Source organism: Brachybacterium sp. AG952, assembly GCF_004362645.1.
Taxonomy (GTDB): Bacteria; Actinomycetota; Actinomycetes; order Actinomycetales; family Dermabacteraceae; genus Brachybacterium; species Brachybacterium conglomeratum.
The window spans coordinates 304,705-322,077 of the sequence record NZ_SNXV01000002.1 but is presented as its reverse complement, the minus strand read 5'-3'; the positions used below and the strand labels follow the sequence as shown (position 1 = coordinate 322,077).

Here is a 17,373-nt window from a genome sequence, read left to right as displayed (position 1 = left end):
CACAATGGAGGCCATGACCGCCTCCTCCGCCGACCCCCAGCTCATCGCCCGCCTCGACGAGGTGCTCGGGCGGATCGACGCCGCCGCGGCCCGTGCCGGGCGCGACGGCGCGGAGATCACGCTGCTGCTGGCCACCAAGACCCGCACCCCCGCCCAGATCGCGGAGATGATCGAGCTGCTGCGCGAGCGCGGCCGACGGATCGCGGTGGGGGAGAACCGGGCCCAGGAGATCGCCAAGCACGAGGACCCGCTCCTCGCGGGCAACGGCGTGCCCCGACACTTCATCGGCCGGCTCCAGACGAACAAGGCCCGCGACGTGATCGCCTTCGCCGAGCTCGTGCACAGCGTGGACCGGGACGACATCGCCGACGCCCTCGAGCGCCGGGCCGAGCTCGCGGACCTCCGCCGCGACGTGCTGGTGCAGGTCAACACATCCGGCGAGGAGTCCAAGGGCGGCTACGGCCCGAGCCTCGAGGCGCTCGCGCCGATCGTGGAGCGCCTGCGCGGCAGCGAGCGCCTGCGCCCCGTCGGCCTGATGACCATCGGGGCGAACACGAGCGACGAGGCAGCGGTGCGCGCCTCACTGCGCTCCCTGCGCGAGCTGCGGGACGCGCTGCGCGAGCAGCTCGGGATCCCCGAGCTCACCGAGCTGTCGATGGGGATGAGCGGCGACCTCGAGATCGCCGTCGAGGAGGGCGCGACGATCGTGCGCGTCGGCTCGGCGCTCTTCGGCCCCCGGGACTGACCCGGCTCCGGCGAGCGGCGTTCCGGCGATCGACCCGACCTCTCGGGCCGACGTCTCCCTCCGGGCCGGCCCGCCGCGTCACTCGGGGCCGACGAGCACCTGCGGCAGACCGTACTCGTGCTCGAGCACCTCGCAGGCCGCGCCCACGGCGATCAGGTCCGTGCCCCGGGTGGAGAGCATCACCTCGACGTGCACCCACGGCTCGTCGCTGAGCCCGGCGGTCAGCGCCTCGCGGATCGCGTCCATCGACGCCTCGTGCTGCTCGTGGACGGTCCGCCCGCCGAGCACCACGCGGTCCACGTCCACCAGGCGCACCAGGTTCACCACCACCTCGGCGAGGATGCGCGCGGCGAGCTCGTCCTCCCCTCGCTCGAGCGCGGCCCGGTGCTCCCTCTGCGCGCAGCCGCGGCGGCCGCAGGGGCAGGGGATCCCGTCCATCCGCACCACGGTGTGCCCGATCTCGCCGGCGTGGGAGTGGGCGCCGCGCACGATCTGGTCGTCCAGGCACAGCGCCGCCCCGAGCCCGTCCTCGACCAGCAGCAGCGCGGCGTTGCGGAGCAGCCCGGGCTGGGACCAGGCCTCGCCCACCAGCGCCGCACGGGAGTCGTGGTCCAGCAGCACCGGCATGCCGAGCTCCGCGGCGAGCAGGCGGCGGATCGGCGCGCCCCGCCAGGGATCGGGGTCGGAGGTGCCGCGATAGACGCCCTCCTCGCCGTCGACCGGGCCGGGCATCCCCACGCCGACGCCGAGCAGGATCCCCGGGCCGACGTCCTGCAGCGCGCGGGTTTCGTCGGCGAGGGTGGCCACCAGCTCGGGCACCGGCTGGAGGCGGCCGATCTCGAGCTCGCGGCGCTCGAGGATCTCCCCGGTGAGGTCGACCACGACGGAGTGGAGCCGCGAGCGGGTCAGGTGCAGCCCGATCGCACGGCGTGAGCCGGGGACGATCTCGTACAGGGTCGTGGGCTTGCCGGGGCCCGAGGTCACGGTGCCGGCCTCCTCGACGAGGCCGCGCTCCATCAGCCGCGCCAGGATCTTCGAGATCGCCTGCGGGGTCACCTGCAGCTCCTGGGCGAGGCCGGAGCGGGAGACCGGGTCGCCGCGGCGCGCGACGGCGAGGACGGCGGCGTCGTGCGCGCCCGCCATGCGGTCCAGCGGGGTGGTCGGTCTCACCCGGCCATCCTCGCACGCCACGACGCTGTGACCGGCGGGTAACGCGCAAGGGAGGGGTGCCGCGACCCGTTGTGATCCAACAGATCCCCGCCGCCCCCTTGACCTAACGCAACAGCGTTTGCTTATTCTGTGCGTCGGGTCGATGGAGCCCGTCCCCGCCCGCCCGCTCCCGACAGCCGAGGTCCCCTCATGACCCTCACCCTCACCCGCGCCCCCCGCCCTGCGTCCACCGAGCTCACCCCTGCTCGCCGCCGCCTCGCCCTCCTCGCGATCGCGCTCGGCGGCTTCGGCATCGGCGGCTCCGAGTTCGTCTCCATGGGCCTGCTGCCCGGCATCGCCCACGGCCTGCTGCCCGAGATGATGGCCGCCGACCCCGAGGGCGGCATCGCCCGCGCCGGCATCGCGATCACCGCCTACGCGCTCGGCGTCGTCGTCGGCGCCCCCGCCCTGGCGCTCCTCTCGGTGCGCTGGAGCCGCACCACGATGATCATGCTGCTCGCGATCGCGCTCGCCGTCGGCACCCTGCTCTCCGGCGTGATGCCGACCTTCGAGCTCACCGTGCTCGCCCGCTTCGTCGCCGGCATCCCGCACGGCGCCTACTTCGGCGTCGCCTCGCTGCTGGCCGCCTCCCTGATGGGCCCCGGCAGCCAGGGCAAGGGCACTGCGCTCGCCCTGTCCGGGCTGACCGTCGCGAACCTGATCGGCGTCCCGATTCTCACCGCCGTCGGCCAGGCGGCCGGCTGGCGCGTGGTCTACCTGCTGCTGGCCGGTGTGTTCGTCGCGACCCTCGCAGCCCTCTACCTGACCGTCCCGCACCAGGAGAAGGCGATCGGCCGCCGCATGGTCGACGAGCTCGTGGCCCTCAAGCGCCTCCAGCTGTGGATCGTCATCGGCATCGCCGCGGTCGGCTTCTCCGGCGCCTTCGCCGTGTTCAGCTACGTCGCCGACATCACCACCCAGGTCACCGGCGCCCCCGAGAGCTCCGTGCCGTGGGTGCTCGCCGCCGCGGGCCTCGGCATGACGATCGGCAACGTCGTGGGCGGCGTGACCACCGACCGCTCCCTCAAGGGCACCCTGCTGATCGGCTTCCCGCTCTACATCACCGCGCTCGTGGTGCTCTTCGCCGTCGCCCACACCTCGCTGACCGCGCTGATCATCGCGTTCTTCGCGGCGAACCTCGTGAACTCCTCGCTGAGCCCCGCGATGCAGACCTGGATGATCCGCATCGCGCACCGCTCCGAGCTGCTGGGCGCCTCGATGAACCAGGCCGCGTTCAACGTCGCCAACGCCCTCGGCGCGACCCTCGGCGGCGCCGTGATCGCCGCGGGCTTCGGCTACGAGGCGCCGATGGTCGTCGCGATCGTGCTGGCGAGCACCGGCTTCGCCATGGTCGTCACCACGCTGATCGCGCTGAAGGTCCGCTCGCGCCGCACCCTGCAGGTGCTCAGCGAGCACGAGGAGACCATCACCGGCTCGATCCCCGTCGTCCCCGCCGGCGTCTGAGCGCGGCGGGCGTCCCGCCGGCGCCCGACCCCGCCGGACTCCCGCCGCGAGGGCCCGCGACCATCACGGTCGCGGGCCCTCGTGCATCCTCGGGGCCGACGGCCGCCGCGTGCGCCGTGTGCGCCGGACCGCCGGGTCGGCCCCGCAGCCTGCCGTGGGTCCGAGGCGCGGCTCGGCGGGAACGGGTCCCACGTACCTGCCCATAAAACGATCTTGGGCGTAACATCGGCTCCACTTGGGCTTCACAGTCGTTCATCCCACCTGGCCGCCGGGGAGGCGGCGACCTAGTGTGACCGCATCCCCGACGTCCCCCGATGAGGAGCTGCCGTGCACATCCAGACCGCCGCCGTGCACACCCTGCGCGATTTCGAGCACGGAGCGGTCGTCCCGCCGGTGCACCTGGCCTCGACCTTCGAGCTCGACCCCGCCACCGAGGACGGCGCCTACGCCTACCAGCGCGGGGCGAACCCCACCCGCGCCCAGCTCGAACAGGTCCTCGCAGCGCTGGACGGCGCCCGCCACGGCTTCGCCTTCGCCTCCGGCATGGCCGCGACCGCCGCCTCGCTGTCCACCCTCGAGGTCGGCGACGAGGTGATCCTCCCCGCGAGCGTCTACGGGGGCACCTATCGCCTGGTCGACCTCGTGCTGCCGGGACGGGGCATCACCGGCCGCTTCGTCGCGGACCTCGCCGAGCTCACCGACGAGGACTTCACCCCCGCCACGCGCGCCGTCTTCGTCGAGACCCCCGCGAACCCGACCCTGCGCATCACCGACCTGCGCCGCATCGTCGAGCTCGCCCACCGCCACGACGCCCTCGTGATCGTGGACAACACCTTCATGACGCCCGTGCTGCAGAAGCCGCTCGCGCTCGGCGTCGACATCGTCGTGCAGTCCGCCACGAAGTACCTCGCCGGCCACTCCGACCTCCTCGCCGGGGCCGTCACCACCGACGACGACGGGCTCGCCGACGCGCTCCGCCTCGCCCAGAAGGCCCAGGGCGGGGTGCTCGGCCCGCAGGACTCCTTCCGCCTGATCCAGTCGATCAAGACCCTCCCGCTGCGCCTGGAGCGCCAGCAGGCGAACGCCGAGGCGATCGTGGAGCATCTTCGCGGTCACGAGCGCATCGCCCGGGTCTGGTACCCCGGCTCGCACAGCGAGGAGGAGGCGCGCCTGCACGACGCCCAGGCCACGGGCCGCGGTGCCGTGCTCTCCTTCGAGCTCGCCGACGGTCTGGACCGCGTCGCCTTCCTGCGCGCCCTGCGCTACCCGGCCTACGCGGTGAGCCTCGGCGGCGTCGAGTCGCTGATCTGCCGCCCCGCCACCATGACCCACGAGGCGATGACCCCCGAGGCCCAGGCCGCGGCGGGCATCAGCACCGAGATGCTGCGCCTGAGCGTCGGCATCGAGGACCTCGCCGATCTCCTCGAGGACCTCGACCAGGCCCTCGCCGCCGCTGGCTGACCGCCCCCGACCGCTCCCCACCGCAGAGGACATCACCATGAGCTCCGCTCCGCGCCCCACCCGTCGTCTGGCCCTCGCCCTCGGCGGCACCTCCGTGCTCGCCGTCCTGGCGGCCTGCAGCTCCGAAGGAGGCTCCGGCGCCTCCGACGGCGGCGGCAACGGCGAGGACGTCCTCGCCCGGATCCAGGAGAGCGGCACCGTGCGCATCGGGCTCGAGGGCACGTACCGCCCCTATGCCTTCCACGACGGCTCCGGCGAGCTGGTCGGCTTCGAGAAGGAGATCGCCGATCGCATCGCCGAGGGGCTCGGGGCGACGCCCGAGTACGTCGAGACCGAATGGGACTCCCTCATCGCGGGGCTCGACGTGGACCGCTACGACCTCGTGGTCAACAACGTCGGCATCACCCCCGAGCGCGAGGAGGTCTACGCCTTCTCCGAGCCCTACGCCCGCTCGATCGGCCGGGTCGCCGTGCCCGCGGACTCCGAGGTGCAGACCCTCGCCGAGCTCGACGGCGCGCGCAGCGCCCAGACCGCGACCAGCAACTGGGCCGCCCAGATGGAGGATCTCGGCGCCGAGATCGTGCCGGTCCAGGGCTTCGCCGAGGCGATCGAGCTGGTGCTCCAGGGGCGGGCCGACGCGACCGCGAACGACCTGATCTCCTTCCAGACGTACCAGGAGGAGCATCCGGAGGCGACCTTCCGCCTCCTGGACGAGGAGCTGCCCGACGAGACGACCGTCGGCGTCATCATGCAGCAGGGGCAGGAGCCGCTGCTGACCGAGGTGAACGCGATCCTCGAGGAGATGAAGCAGGACGGCTCGCTCACCGCCATCTACGAGGAGTGGGTGGGCCAGGACATCACCCCGGAGGGCTGAGGCGCCGTGCCCCGCTTCCTCGAGCTGTGGATCGAGTCCCTCCCGCGGCTGCTCGCCGCGCTGGTCCAGGTCACGATCCCGCTGTCCCTGCTGTCCTTCGCGATCGCGCTGGTGATCGCGGTGCTGGTCGCGCTCGCGCGCCTGTACTCCCCGGCGCCGCTGAAGGCCGTGGCCTGGGCGTACGTGCAGGTGTTCCGCGGCACCCCGCTGGTGGTGCAGCTGTTCATCGTCTACTTCGGGCTCCCGGGCATCGGCATCGAGCTCGCCGCCTTCCCCGCGGCCGTGATCACGCTCGCGCTGAACACCGGCGCCTACGCCTCGGAGGCCGTGCGCGCCTCGATCCTCTCCATCCCGCGCGGCCAGTTCGAGGCGGCCAGGTCCCTGAACCTCTCGCGCGCGGCGACCTTCCGCCGGGTCGTGGCCCCGCAGGCGATGCGGATCGTGCTCCCGCCGCTCGCGAACGACTTCATCGACCTGGTCAAGGGAACCAGCCTGGTCTTCGCGATCACGCTCATCGACCTGTTCCAGGTGGGTCGGCAGATCGCGGCGACCACCTACGAGCCGCTGATCATGTACACCCTGGTGGCCCTGATCTACCTCGTCGTGGTGTCGCTGCTGAGCCTCGGGCAGAACCAGCTCGAGAGGAAGGTGTCCGCCCATGTCCGCGCCTGAGAACGCTCCCGACGCCCGGCCGCCGCTGAGCGTGGCCGGCCTGCGCAAGACCTTCGGGGAGCTCGTCGCCCTCGAGGGGGTCTCGCTGGAGATCGAGCGCGGCACCACGACAGTGCTGCTGGGCCCCTCGGGCTCGGGCAAGTCCACCCTGCTGCGCTGCCTGAACCTGCTCGAGCAGCCCGATGCGGGGACCCTCGACCTGGGCGACGGCCCGATCGACGTGGGCGGCAGGCTCCCGGCCCGGACCGTCCGGCAGATCCGCTCCCGCTCGACGATGGTCTTCCAGCAGTTCAACCTCTTCCCGCACCTGACCGCCCTCGGGAACGTCACCCTCGCCCCGATCGAGAACCTGGGCCTGGACCGGGCGGAGGCCGAGACGCGCGGGCGCGAGCTGCTGGGGAAGGTGGGTCTCGCCGACAAGGCGGAGGCCTATCCCGACCGCCTCTCCGGCGGCCAGCAGCAGCGCGTCGCGATCGCCCGGGCGCTGGCCATGGACCCCGACGTGCTGCTGTTCGACGAGCCGACCTCCGCGCTGGACCCCGAGCTGGCCGCCGAGGTGGTCGCGGTGCTCTCCGACCTCGCCGCCGAGCACCGCACCCTCGTGGTGGTCACCCACTCCCTCGCCTTCGCCCGACGGGTCGCGGACCGGGTGGTGTTCCTCGAGGACGGGCGGATCCTCCAGGACGGCGGCCCGGAGGAGTTCTTCTCCAGCACCGACGAGCGCCTGCGCCGCTTCCGCGAGGTCATCAGCTCCGTCTGAGGCGGCGGGGCCCGGCCTGCACGAGAAGCGCCGGCACTGGCGAGGAGCGGCGCGGCGGCGGCCCCGAGCGCGGGTCACGCTTCGCTCACGGCGCAGAGCGCGCCCAGGTGGATCTCGGGAACGCCCGTTAGGCTGGGCGGGTCGGTCCGGTGGACCCTGTGGAGCTCCGCCGTCGACCCCCGATCATTCCCACGTGAGGAGTCACATGGCACGCCACAACATCGTGTTCGGCCGTGACCAGGCAGTGCAGCAGGGCGGCAGCGCGTACAGCGGCCCCCGCTTCGGCCAGGGCGCACAGACCGGACCCGCTTCCGACACCCAGTGGTCCTCCGGCTTCGGCCAGCAGGGCGGCGACCAGCTCGAGGCGATGTACGCCCGCCCGGCCGCCACCGGTCACGACACCGGTCGCATGACCATGCGCGATGCGCTCAACGCCATCAGCGCGACCCTCGGCGTGATCATCGTGGTCGGCTTCGCCGTCGCGATGATGCCGCTCGCCCTCGGCCTCGTCGCCGGCGACCAGGGGGTCCAGGCGGGTCTCGTGCTCACCGGCGTCGCGACCCTCGTCGGCCTGATCGGTGGACTCGTCCTGTCGCTGGTCAACATCTTCAAGAAGCAGCCCTCGCCGATCCTGGTGCTCGCCTACGCGGCCTTCGAGGGCCTGTTCCTCGGCGGGCTCAGCGGGACGATGGAGTTCATCTACCCCGGCATCGCGATGCAGGCCGTGGTCGGCACCCTCGCGGTGGCCGCCACCGTGCTGGTCCTCTTCCGGGTCGGCATCCTGCGCACCTCCCCCCGCCTGAACAAGATCTTCATGGTCGCGATGGTCGCGTACCTGCTGTTCGGGCTCGTGAACATCGGCTACCTGCTGCTCTCCGGGCAGAGCCTGCGCGACGGCGTGCTCGGCCTCGTCATCGGCGGCCTCGCCGTCGTCATGGCCTCCTACTCGCTGGTGATGGACTTCGAAGACGTCCAGCGCTCCGTCGAGGCGGGCACGCCGCGGAAGTACGCCTGGCGCCTCGGCTTCGGCATCGCCGTGACGATGGTGTGGCTGTACGTCGAGGTGCTGCGGATCCTGATGATCCTGCGCGGCAACGACTGACGTCACCGCGCGGCGCCGCCGGCGTCGCACTCCGTATGCTGAACGGCGGGTCCCCTCGGGGGCCCGCCGTTCCGCCTTCCGGGGACCCGACGATGCAGGAGGAGACCGCCGATGGGACTGTGGCAGTGGGTGCTCGACAACTGGGCCCTGGTGTGGACCTATCTCTACGTCGGCATCGATGTCGTCCTGCGGCTGATCAGCCTCGTCATCGTCCCCCGGAACCGTCGGCCCGGCTCGGCGCTCGCCTGGCTGCTGGCGATCATGGTGCTGCCGATCGTCGGCTTCCCGCTGTTCCTGCTGCTGGGCCGCTCCCAGCTCCCGAAGCGCCGGCTCGCGAAGCAGAAGGCCGTGAACCGGCTGCTGCGGGTGCGGGCCCACGAGATCCCCGACAGCGAGCTCGACGAGGACGCGCCCAGCTGGCTGCAGTCCGCCGTGCAGCTCAACCGCGAGCTCGGCGCCTTCCCGCTGACCGGAAAGAACTCGGCTGAGCTCGAGATCGACTACGACACCTCGATCGCGCGGATGGCGGAGGACATCCGCACCGCGCGCGAGAGCGTCCACGTGCTCTTCTACATCATGGGCCTCGACGAGGTCACCGAGGACTTCTTCGAGGCGCTCGCGGAGCGGGCCGACGCCGGCGTGACCGTGCGGGTGCTGTACGACCACTGGGGCGCGGTCAGCCACCGCGCCGTGTACCGCGCGATGCGGCAGAAGCTCGACGCCCACGGCATCCAGCACGCCCCGATGATGCCGATCCGCCTGTTCCGCGACGGCGCCTTCCAGCGCCCGGACCTGCGCAACCACCGCAAGATGGTCATCGTCGACGGCGAGATCGGCTGGATGGGCAGCCAGAACCTCATCGCCGCCCACTACGACAAGCCCGCGAACATCCGCCGCGGTCTGCACTGGCAGGAGACGATGGCCCGCTTCCGCGGCCCGATCGTCTCGGAGCTGAACCTGCTGTTCGCCTCCGACTGGTACTACGAATCCGACGAGATGCTCGACGAGCAGACGCTGGTGAGGCCCTCCCCGGACACCTCCGGCACCTACGAGTGCCAGCTCGTGCCCAGCGGCCCCGGCTTCGTCGCGGAGAACAACCTGCTGCTGTTCAACCAGCTGTTCTACTCGGCGGCCCGGCGCATCGTCGCGGTCTCGCCCTATTTCGTGCCCGACGAGTCGATGCTCTCGGCCCTCATCACCGCCGCGCGGCGCGGGGTCGAGGTGGAGCTGTTCGTCTCCGAGATCGGCGACCAGTTCCTGGTCTTCCACGCCCAGCGCTCCTACTACTCGACGCTGCTGGACGCGGGGGTGAAGATCTGGCTCTACCGCGCCCCGACGATCCTGCACGCCAAGCACGTCACGATCGACGACTCGGTCAGCGTGATCGGCTCCTCCAACATGGACATGCGCTCGTTCCTGCTGCAGATGGAGTGCTCGCTGATGGTGGGCGGCACCGACTTCATGGAGAAGATGCGCGAGGTCGAGCACACCTACCGCTCCCGCAGCCGGCAGCTGACGCGCGAGGAGTGGGAGTCCCGGCCCCGCACCATGCAGGTCATCGACAACCTCTGCCGCCTCGCCTCCTCCGTGGTGTGAGGGAGGGCCCTGACCGAGCGGCGGGCCCGATGCGAAGGGGCGGCGGGCCCGCGGGCAGGGGAGGAGCTCAGGCGACGCCGGTGAGGGACTCCAGGGCCTCGGCGGCGGCCTCCTCGTGCTCGGCGACGCCGACCGCGGTCTCGAGCATGAACACGCTCGGACCCTGCGGGGTGTCCAGCACGATGACCGTCAGGCTGGTCGCTGAGGTCTTCTCCATCGGGGCCTTCGCGAAGTTCACGGTCGCGGTGGTGCGATAGCCGGGAAGGCCCGCGATCGTCACCGGTTCGGTGACCTGGTCGTCGAGCGTGCGCCCCTCGGTGTCGCCCCAGATCGACGCGGCGAAGTAGCACGCGACGATCTTCTCGGAGACGACCTCGTTGCCCGGGTACTCGATGCCGGGCTGCCACTCGACGGCGCCGACGAACATCCCCGAGTACCAGCCGTCCTCGACCTGCGCGTAGGCGCCCTGGGCGTCGTTCACGTACGCGACGCCGCGGGGCGTCTGCCGCTGGTCGTAGACCGCGGGCGGGATGAACTGCAGGCCCCCGCCGCGCAGCTTCCCGGAGGGGTTGTCGCCGGCGCGCTCCATGGTCTCCGGCTGCCAGCAGCGCTCCTCCTCGACCTCGCCCGTCGGGGTCGCCGACGCGCTCGCCGAGGCGCTCGACGGGTCCGTCGCGGGCGTGGTCCCGCCGGAGGAGGGATCGCTGCCGTCCCCGCGGAGCACGAGATAGCCGATCGTCCCGCCGACGATCAGCAGGAACACCGCGGCGAAGGCGATCCCGCCGATCAGCAGCGGCGTCGCCCGGCCTCCGCCCCCGCCGGGGGTGGAGGGCTGGGTGGAGGTGAACTGCGGTCCGGTGTGCACGGCTGCTCCTGCAGGGGTATCGGGACGCGGTAGGTCACTCGACGACGTCGAGGCTCGCGATGATGTCCTCGAGGTTCTGGACATGCTCGGGCTGGTCGGCGGCGACGTCGCTGGCCAGGGCGCTGGGGCCGTTCGGCGTCTCCACGACGATCGACGTGACGATCGAGGCGCTCGAGGTGTCCAGCACCTCGGGGTCCTCGAAGTGATAGGTGGCCTGGACGATCCAGGCGGCGGTGCCGTCCACCGTCATCACCTCGGAGCGGTAGTCGGTCACCTCCGGGTGCTCGCCGAAGTGCGAGACGACCCCGGAGGTGGTCGCGTAGCACTGGAAGATCGCGACGGCCGCGGCCTCGAGACCGGGGTAGCCGCCCTCGTCCTCGGGGAAGGTGACCCGGCCGAGGTTCACGACGCTGTACCAGCTGCCCTCGACCCGTCGGCCGTCGGCCGCGAGCTCGGTGAGATAGGGCAGGGAGTGGACGGCCCAGCCGTCGCCCCAGCCCTCGGGGCTCGTGTACTCCAGCCCGCCGCCGCGCACCTTGCCGGCGCCGGAGGGCTGCGGCGGGGTGGTGTTCTGCGGGACCGTGCACTCGGTGGTGGGGGCCTGGGTGAAGATCGGCGGGGGAGGGGCGATGTCCGGGTCCTCGGGATCGGGAACGTACTCGGACTGGCCCTCGGCGCTGCGGGGCCCGGTCGAATAGGCCGACGGGTCCGGATCCTCGAGCACGGAGCGGAAGACGGTCTGGGAGAGGATCAGCGCCAGCACGAGCAGGATGACGACCGAGCCGCCGATCACGGCGATCATCGTCAGCCGGGTGCGGTGGCGGGCGCGCTCGCTCGGCTCGCCGAGGGTCGCCGGCCCGTGGTCCTCGCCGAAGTCGGGGAGTCCCGTCGGGGAGGACGAGGAGGCGAAGTCGGGCAGGGGGGCGCTCTCGGGCACACCCTCGCCGTGCGGCTCCTGCGTCATCGGCACCTCCCCTGTCCCGGGCCCTGTCCCCGGTCGCCTCCCGGCGGGGTCCCCGTGACCCCCGTCCGGGGGAGATTGTCCCACGACCGGGCGCGTCCGCCGGGCATCCGGGCCGCCGCGTCCCGGCAGGGGGATGCCAGGGACGGTTGGTACTCTCCGCTCACGGGTCACCCGGGACCCGGTCCACTCGTCGGATGGAGATCGCATGCGCCCGCCCCTCGTCCTGTCCATCGCCGGATCGGAGTCCGACGGCGCCGCCGGCGTCCAGGCGGACCTGAAGACCTTCACGGCGCTGGGCTCCTACGGTGCGAGCGCCGTGACGATGGTGGTCTCCGCGTCCCCGCAGGGCGTGCGCGGGGTGCACCCGCTGCCGCCCGAGGTGGTGCGCTCCCAGATCGACGCGGTCTCCGAGGAGCTGCTGCTGGACGCGACGAAGATCGGCTCGCTGGGCAGCGCCGCCGTGGTCGCCGAGGTCGTGGCCGCGCTGCGCGCCCATCGTGAGCGCTTCGGGACCGTGGTGCTGGACCCGGTGATGATCAGCGCCGACGGCACGGTGCTGATCTCGGCGGAGGGCGCCGCGGCGATCGAGCACGAGCTGCTCCCGCTCGTGGACGTGCTGGTGCTGACCATGAGGGAGTCCGCGCAGCTGCTGCGCCGGGCGGTGGCGACCTCGATCGAGGAGATGCGCGAGCACGCGCTCGCGCTCGTCGCGAAGGGGCCCCGGTCCGTCCTGATCACGGGCGGCTCGCTCCCGGGCGACGAGGTCGTGGACGTGCTGGTCCATCCCGGCGGCACGGATCTGCTGCGGGCGCAGCGGATCGAGGGCCGGGCGCTGCGCGGAGCGGGCACGACCCTGTCGGCCGCGCTGACGGCCCAGCTCGCACGGATCGCCGAGTTCGACCGGGCGGGGGAGCTGCAGGAGATCGGCGAGTCGGGCACGGACGACGACATGCCCACGATCGTCGCCTCGGCGCGCGAGTTCGTGGCGAGCGCGACCGAGAACGCGCAGGACTGGCGCCTCTCCCGCACCGCCGGCGGCCACGGCCCGGTGAACCACCTCATCACCCTCGGCAAGGACTGAGCGACGTACTGGCGAGGGACGAGCAGGTAGGAGTTCGGTCGAGAGGAGAGGGACTGAGCGACGTACTGGTGAGGGACGAGCCGGTAGGAGCTCGGTCGAGGGGGCAAGGACTGAGCGACGTACTGGCGAGGGACGAGCCGGTAGGAGCTCGGTCGAGAGGGCAGGGACTGAGCGACGTACTGGCGAGGGACGAGCCGGTAGGAGCTCGGTCGAGGGGGAGGGACTGAGCCGGGCAGAGAGCCCGGCCCGCCGCCGTCCCCGCCGGTCCCCGCTCGCTGACATCCCTGCACCGTCGGGACATGGTCGACTGCTGGCGTGTGGCGTGCCGCTACGCCTATATAGGCGTACTGGTACGCCATGCGCCATCTCCCGACCGGAGCCACCGGCGCCGGCCGGGCCGCTCGGAAGCGCGGGCCCGCCTCCTGGTGCCGCGCGCGGTCAGAGCAGCCCCAGCGCCTCCTTCAGCGCGAGCATCCGGCCGGCGGACTCCCGCACCCGCTGCTCCTGCTCCTCGCCACGCCCGGCCCACTCCTCGATCGCGTCGACGAGCTCGCCGGTCAGTGACGGGTCGGCGGTGAGCACCGCGTCGCCGCCCGCCTCGAGCAGCCGGGTCGCGCGCTCGGCGACGGGGACGTCGGCGACGGCCTGCGCGGCGCCGATGTCGTCGGTGACCACGAGTCCCTCGAAGTCGAGTCCGCCGCGCAGCAGGTCCTGGATCGCGGCGGCGGAGAACATCGCCGGGACGTCCGGCTCGATCCGCGGGTAGATCGCGGAGGACATCATCACCAGCTGCGCGCCGGCGTCGATCCCGGCGCGGAAGGACTCGAGGAACGGGTCCTCGGGCCCGGTGGTCGCATCCTCGATCCCCTCGGCGGAGAAGTCCGTGTTCTGCTCCACGCGGCCCAGGCCCGGGAAGTGCTTCAGGGTCGCGCCGATGCCCTGGTCGGACAGCGCCTCGACCGCAGCGGTCACGCAGTCGGCGACCTGGGCGGGATCGGTGCCGAAGCCGCGGTCCAGCCCGCCGACGGGCTCATTCGCATCGCCGAGCTCCGGGTCGACGACGTCGGCGACGGGGGAGAGGGCCACGTGCAGCCCTCGCGCGGAGAGGTCCTCGCCGATGCTCGTGTACGCGTCTGCGACCGCCCGCGGGCCCTCGGCGCCGAGGGTCTCGGTCGAGGCCGTCTCCCGTGCCGCGTCGCCGCGCAGCATCCGCACCTGGCCGCCCTCCTGGTCCACGGCCAGCAGCGGCGGCAGCTCGGGGCGGGCGAGCGCGAGGGCGGAGTCGACGACGGCGTCGACCTGTTCGGCGCTCTCCCACACCTGCAGCAGGAAGATCCCTCCGGCGTGGTGCTCCTCGAACGTCGCGGGCGGGATCTCGGAGCCGGCGGCGATGCCGACGAGGACCAGCTGCCCGGCGATCTCGCGCGGCGAGAGCCCCTCGAGCAGCTGCTCGGCGGCGCTCGGCGGGGCGGTCGTCGTCGGCTCCTCGCCGTCGGACGGGTCGCCGTCGGACGGGGCGGTGCCGCCGTCACCGCCGTCGGAGGGGGACGCGCCCCCGCCGTCGCTGCCCGGGGAGGCGGGGTCCTCCTCAGGGGCCGTGCAGGCGGCGAGAGCGGCCGCGGGGGCGAGGGCGAGCAGGTGACGACGTCGCATCCCGCCAGTGTTCCATGCACGCAGCGGGCCCGTCGGACCGGGTCCCCGGGCCCGGCGCTCGCCGTATCGTGTCCTCCATGAGCGACCAGATCCTCCCGCAGGACCATCCGCACGCCGCGCGGCTCGAGAACGGCACCGGCACCTCGCTGGCCGAGTGGACGGACCGGCTCGACGCGGCCGGCGGGCGCGACCTCGACCACACCGCGATCGCACGGATGCTGGTGCAGCGGTGGGAGGTCGAGGAGTGGTGGGCGCAGGGCGTCACCGTCGCCTACGAGCAGATGATCGGGCGCCGCGTGGTGGGGCAGAGCTGCGACGGGGACTTCTCCGCCTCCGCCTCCCGCACCGTGCCCGGCACGCCGACGCAGGTGCGCGACCGCTGGGACGCGTTCATGGCCGAGGCCCGCCGCGACGGCCTCGGTCTCGAGGAGCCCTCGCTCAGCGACACCGCGACGTGGCGCTACTGGCGCGCGGCCGTCGCCGACGGCAGCCGCGTCTCGGTGAACATCACCGCGAAGGACGAGGGCCGCAGCACCCTCGGCATCGAGCACAAGGGCCTGGAGACGGCCGACGCGCGGACCGCCTGGAAGGACGCCTGGAAGGGCGTGCTCGGCGAGTTCACCGCCCTCCCCGCCACCACGAGCACCGGGCAGGGCGACCGGTGACGGACCCCGCCCCCACGACCGACCGGACCACGACCACGGAGATCCCCACGATGACCGACAGCACCGACCAGGCCGAGCACACCGCGCAGCTCCCCGCCCCCGACGGCAGCACCGACCCGCACGCCTGGCTGGAGGACGTCACCGGCGAGGAGGCGCTGGACTGGGTGCGCGAGCGCAACTCACGCGCCGAGTCCGCGCTGGAGAGCGTCCAGGACCCCGCCGATCCCGACGGCGCCCCGCTCGCGGAGACCCTGCAGGGGCAGATCCGGGAGATCCTCGACGCGAAGGACCGCATCCCCGGCGTCGTCAAGCGCGGCGAGCACCTCTACAACGTCTGGACCGATGCCGAGCACGAGCGCGGGCTGTGGCGACGCACCACGATGGAGTCCTACCGCACGGACGAGCCCGAGTGGGAGATCCTGCTGGACGTCGACGCGCTGAACGAGGCCGAGGGCGAGGACTGGGTGTGGCACGGCGCGCGCCTGCTCCGCCCCGCGGGCCTGGCCGACGGGGAGCCCTACCGCCGCGCCCTGGTAGCGCTCTCCCACGGCGGCTCCGACGCGGACGTCACGCGCGAGTTCGACCTCGAGACCCTCTCCTTCGTCCCCGAGTCCGAGGGCGGCTTCGTGCGCCCCGAGGCCAAGGGCTCGCTGTCCTGGATCGACGAGGACACCGTCTGGGCCTGCACCGACTTCGGCGAGGACACCATGACCAGCTCCGGCTATGCCCGTCAGGCCCGGATCTGGCGGCGCGGCACGCCGCTCGCCGACGCGGAGCTCGTCCACGAGATCCCCGCCTCGGACATGGCGGTCTTCGCCGCGCACGACCACACCCCCGGCTGGGAGCGGGACTGGATCGTCGAGGCGCACGCCTTCTACGACCAGACCGTGCACGTCGTGGACCGCTCCGAGGACCCGCCGGAGCTGACGACCGTCGAGGTGCCCCGCGACCTCGAGGCGACCGCCCACCGCGACCTGGGCATCTTCAGCCCGCGCAGCGACTGGCAGGTGGGGGAGGACGTCTACCCGGCCGGCTCCCTCGTCGTCGGCGACTTCGCCCGCTTCCAGGCGGGCGAGCCCGAGCTGCACATGCTCTTCGAGCCCACTGCCTCCACCTCCCTCGCGGACATGACCATCACCCGCACCGCCGTGGTCCTCTCCATCCTCGAGGACGTCGTGCACCGCCTCGAGGTCCACACCCGCGACGAGCACGGGGAGTGGGTGCGCCGAGATCTGTACCCCGAGCTGCGCGGCTCGATCGGCGTCTCCGCGGTCGACGCCGACGAGAGCGACGAGATCTGGGTGACCGTCACCGACTTCATCGAGCCGACCGCGCTGCTGCTCGGGGACCTCGCCGAGGTCGCCGGCGGCGGCGAGCCGACGGACCTCGAGCCGGTGAAGTCCGCCCCGGCCCGCTTCGACGCCGAGGGGCTCGAGGTCACCCAGCACTTCGCCACCAGCGACGACGGCACGCGGATCCCGTACTTCGAGATCTCGCAGAGTCGGGGAGACCGGGCAGCGAACTCTCCGCGTCCCACCCTGCTCTACGGCTACGGCGGCTTCGAGATCTCCCTGACCCCGTCCTACCTCGGCGCGATCGGGAAGACCTGGCTCGAGCGGGGCGGCACCTACGTGCTCGCGAACATCCGCGGCGGCGGCGAGTACGGCCCCGCCTGGCACCAGGCGGCGCTGAAGGAGGAGCGCCACCGCGCCTACGAGGACTTCTCGTCGGTCGCGAAGGACCTCGTCGAGCGGGGCGTCACCGACCGTGACCACCTCGCGGTGCGCGGCGGCTCCAACGGCGGCCTGCTCACCGGGAACATGCTCACCCAGTACCCGGAGCTGTTCGGCGCGGTGATCATCCAGGTGCCGCTGCTGGACATGAAGCGCTACAGCCACCTGCTGGCCGGAGCGTCGTGGATGGCGGAGTACGGCGACCCCGACACCGAGGACTGGGAGTTCGTGCGGACCTTCAGCCCGTACCACCTGCTCTCCGAGGAGCGGGCCGCGGACTACCCGCCCACCTTCGTGCTCACCTCCACCCGCGACGACCGCGTCCATCCCGGCCACGCCCGGAAGTTCACCGCGGCGCTCGAGTCGCTCGGCGCCGACGTGCGCTCCTGGGAGAACATCGAGGGCGGGCACGGCGGCGCGGCGAACAACGAGCAGGCGGCGCGGATGAACGCGCTGCTGTACACCTTCCTGTGGGACACGATCGGCAGTGCGACGGGCAGCGGTGCGACGGGCGGCGACGCATGAGAAG

General features: G+C 72.5%; 15 protein-coding genes. 11 read left to right on the top strand and 4 right to left on the bottom strand.

Translation table 11 applies throughout. The features are described 5' to 3' along the window. Positions 1-13: 13 nt before the first annotated feature. Positions 14-745, top strand: coding sequence for a YggS family pyridoxal phosphate-dependent enzyme (locus DEU31_RS06910; protein WP_166649422.1), 732 nt, complete (start codon positions 14-16; stop codon positions 743-745). Positions 746-823: 78 nt separating this feature from the next. Here the strand turns inward: DEU31_RS06910 and DEU31_RS06905 are convergent, their stop codons facing one another. Next, positions 824-1,915, bottom strand: coding sequence for an ROK family transcriptional regulator (locus DEU31_RS06905; protein WP_133676594.1), 1,092 nt, complete (start codon positions 1,913-1,915; stop codon positions 824-826). A 189-nt stretch (positions 1,916-2,104) separates the two neighbouring features. On the opposite strand from DEU31_RS06905, the gene DEU31_RS06900 reads away from it, so the two are divergent. The 7 genes from DEU31_RS06900 to cls all read left to right on the top strand — a co-directional run bounded on the left by DEU31_RS06900 (position 2,105) and on the right by cls (position 9,883). Next, positions 2,105-3,418, top strand: a complete 1,314-nt coding sequence (locus DEU31_RS06900; protein WP_133676593.1) for an MFS transporter — start codon at positions 2,105-2,107, stop codon at positions 3,416-3,418. Positions 3,419-3,745: 327 nt separating this feature from the next. Next, positions 3,746-4,879 (top strand): PLP-dependent aspartate aminotransferase family protein, encoded by a 1,134-nt coding sequence (locus DEU31_RS06895; RefSeq protein WP_010551150.1) that lies wholly within the window; start codon positions 3,746-3,748, stop codon positions 4,877-4,879. A 37-nt stretch (positions 4,880-4,916) separates the two neighbouring features. After that, positions 4,917-5,753 (top strand): transporter substrate-binding domain-containing protein, encoded by an 837-nt coding sequence (locus DEU31_RS06890; protein ID WP_133676592.1) that lies wholly within the window; start codon positions 4,917-4,919, stop codon positions 5,751-5,753. A gap of 6 nt (positions 5,754-5,759) precedes the next feature. Further along, on the top strand, positions 5,760-6,425 hold the full coding sequence (locus tag DEU31_RS06885; RefSeq protein WP_133676591.1) for an amino acid ABC transporter permease: 666 nt from the start codon (positions 5,760-5,762) through the stop codon (positions 6,423-6,425). After that, positions 6,412-7,185, top strand: a complete 774-nt coding sequence (locus DEU31_RS06880) for an amino acid ABC transporter ATP-binding protein (RefSeq protein WP_010551153.1) — start codon at positions 6,412-6,414, stop codon at positions 7,183-7,185. The genes DEU31_RS06885 and DEU31_RS06880 overlap by 14 nt, the downstream gene beginning before the upstream one ends. Positions 7,186-7,390: 205 nt before the next feature. Continuing rightward, positions 7,391-8,287, top strand: coding sequence for a Bax inhibitor-1/YccA family protein (locus tag DEU31_RS06875; RefSeq protein WP_133676590.1), 897 nt, complete (start codon positions 7,391-7,393; stop codon positions 8,285-8,287). A gap of 111 nt (positions 8,288-8,398) precedes the next feature. Then, a complete protein-coding gene (gene cls / locus DEU31_RS06870) occupies positions 8,399-9,883 on the top strand; it encodes a cardiolipin synthase (RefSeq protein WP_010551155.1) in 1,485 nt (494 codons plus the stop codon). A 67-nt stretch (positions 9,884-9,950) separates the two neighbouring features. Here cls and DEU31_RS06865 read toward each other — a convergent pair whose 3' ends face one another. Beyond that, positions 9,951-10,748, bottom strand: coding sequence for a hypothetical protein (locus tag DEU31_RS06865; RefSeq protein ID WP_133676589.1), 798 nt, complete (start codon positions 10,746-10,748; stop codon positions 9,951-9,953). A gap of 34 nt (positions 10,749-10,782) precedes the next feature. Further along, positions 10,783-11,712, bottom strand: a complete 930-nt coding sequence (locus tag DEU31_RS06860; RefSeq protein WP_010551157.1) for a hypothetical protein — start codon at positions 11,710-11,712, stop codon at positions 10,783-10,785. A 205-nt stretch (positions 11,713-11,917) separates the two neighbouring features. Here DEU31_RS06860 and DEU31_RS06855 point away from each other — a divergent pair, with 205 nt between their 5' ends. Continuing rightward, positions 11,918-12,793, top strand: coding sequence for a bifunctional hydroxymethylpyrimidine kinase/phosphomethylpyrimidine kinase (locus DEU31_RS06855; RefSeq protein WP_133676588.1), 876 nt, complete (start codon positions 11,918-11,920; stop codon positions 12,791-12,793). Between the two features lie 438 nt (positions 12,794-13,231). Here the strand turns inward: DEU31_RS06855 and DEU31_RS06850 are convergent, their stop codons facing one another. After that, entirely contained in the window at positions 13,232-14,446 is a 1,215-nt protein-coding gene (locus DEU31_RS06850; protein ID WP_133676587.1) for a glycoside hydrolase family 3 N-terminal domain-containing protein, read from the bottom strand. A 77-nt stretch (positions 14,447-14,523) separates the two neighbouring features. Between DEU31_RS06850 and DEU31_RS06845 the strand changes: the two genes are divergently transcribed. Together DEU31_RS06845 and DEU31_RS06840 are read left to right on the top strand one after the other, a co-directional pair. Beyond that, positions 14,524-15,111 carry a hypothetical protein gene (locus DEU31_RS06845; RefSeq protein WP_133676586.1) on the top strand — a complete coding sequence of 196 codons (588 nt, stop codon included), beginning with the start codon at positions 14,524-14,526 and terminating at the stop codon, positions 15,109-15,111. 50 nt (positions 15,112-15,161) lie between these two features. After that, complete coding sequence (locus tag DEU31_RS06840; RefSeq protein ID WP_133676585.1) at positions 15,162-17,369, top strand: prolyl oligopeptidase family serine peptidase; 2,208 nt, start codon at positions 15,162-15,164, stop codon at positions 17,367-17,369. Positions 17,370-17,373 lie beyond the last annotated feature (4 nt).